At 61.4% G+C, this 1478-nt stretch carries 2 protein-coding genes; both read right to left on the reverse strand.

Features of this window, described 5'->3' with window-relative positions; genetic code table 11:
- Positions 1-111 precede the first annotated feature (111 nt).
- The gene (locus tag Q8M88_RS07125; protein WP_305595815.1) at positions 112-597 is read right to left on the reverse strand and encodes an adenylyltransferase/cytidyltransferase family protein; all 486 of its coding nucleotides are present in this window, start codon (positions 595-597) and stop codon (positions 112-114) included.
- A 62-nt stretch (positions 598-659) separates the two neighbouring features.
- Positions 660-1478 (reverse strand): hypothetical protein (locus Q8M88_RS07130; protein ID WP_305595817.1); only part of this gene is annotated, 819 nt, incomplete at its 5' end.

Below are 1478 nucleotides of genomic sequence, written 5' to 3' on the forward strand. Positions count from 1 at the left end.
AAAATACAGATAAATTGAGTCATATCGCTTTACTGAAAAGCGAAAACAGCTATAAATTAAATCAACAAAACCTCAAAAACCATCTCTGCATTGCTCGCCATTGCTGGCGTTTCACACCATTTTGACGCGACCCGGGCTGACCACATCGGCTAGCGAAGTGTCTTGCTGGGCCTTCTGGCCCCCTTGGGTCAGTTGCTGGCGCAAGGCAGTGGTTGAAATGCCCTGTGTGTAGGGCAGTGCGTGGCAAGCAATGCCCTGGTGCGCAAGCATGGGCATCAGGTGCTGCCAGCGCGGGGTGTTGATCCAGTCTCTGCTTACAAACACGGTGCTCACGCCCCAATCTGCCAACCACCGAGCGGCTGCATCGGTTCGGTCCAGCCCCACATCAAACACGCAGACTTCATCCACACAACGCAAACCCCGCAGTATTTCCATGCGATGGGATTCGCTGCACACAGGCGCGCGGCCTTTGCTGAGTGGCAGCAGGCGGTCAGAGCCCACACCCACTTTCAGGTGGGTGCAGTGCTGGCGGGCAGCCGCCAAAAAGCGCAGGTGCCCTACGTGGAACAGATCGAACGCACCGATGGTGCCGCCCACCAAGCCGGTCTTCCGTGGCTGGTCTGGCGGGGTGACGCTGGGTGGGTTGTAGGTGGGCGGTATCAGCATGGCAGCGGGTGGGCATAGGGTGAAGCAAAGGCGTGCACAACTGGGTCCGTTTCGTCAAGGCGCGCCAGGGTGCGCAAGCGGCGGGCGGTCAGGCTGGCATTGCCCTGCACCCACGCTTCTAGCAGGCGTAAGGCGGCCCAGGTGCAGGTGTAGTCGTTGTGGGCCACCAGGGCTGGAATTTCAACGGTGCTGTCAAATTCTGCATCGGGTGTGCGCCAGTATGAGCCATACAGTTGCGCCAGCAGGTTTTCGGGGTCACGGACTTCCCAGTGCTCGCCCCAGGGGTGTTGAGCCAGCAACAGTTCTATAGGTTTGAACTTGAGCAGGCGGCCGCGCTCCCGCGGCAACCCCACAGGCCACCAGCCACCCCACACGCAGGCGTTGGCCGCGTCAAATTCGTAGCCAAACAGGTCCAGCGTGATGGCATGTTGTGTGTGTACGTAGCTGCGAAAGTTTGTGGCCTTGACCACCGTCCAGGCGGGCTTCCAGCCCAATGCGGGCATGGCGTCGATGGCGGCGGGCAGGTGCTGCACAGGCAGCACCACGTCCAGGTCTTTGTCGTTGGGCAGCAAATGACCCTCGCGCACAAGGCCCAGCAGTGCGCCTGCGGTGGCAAAGGCTGGCAAGCCCTGCGCAGCCAAGCCGACCAGCGTGTGGCGCAGGGAAGTAAGCCCGGCTTCGGTGTTGACGGTAGTGGGGGGGTGGTCAACCGGCGCGGGCATGGGGCTTTGGGCCGCACGTTGCAGTGCTGTGCGCACCACGGCCAAACTGGCGGGTATCTGGCTGGCTGAGAACAGTGCCAGGGCGTGGCA

Origin of the sequence: Phenylobacterium sp., assembly GCF_030693805.1 — a bacterium.
GTDB lineage: Bacteria > Pseudomonadota > Alphaproteobacteria > Caulobacterales > Caulobacteraceae > Phenylobacterium.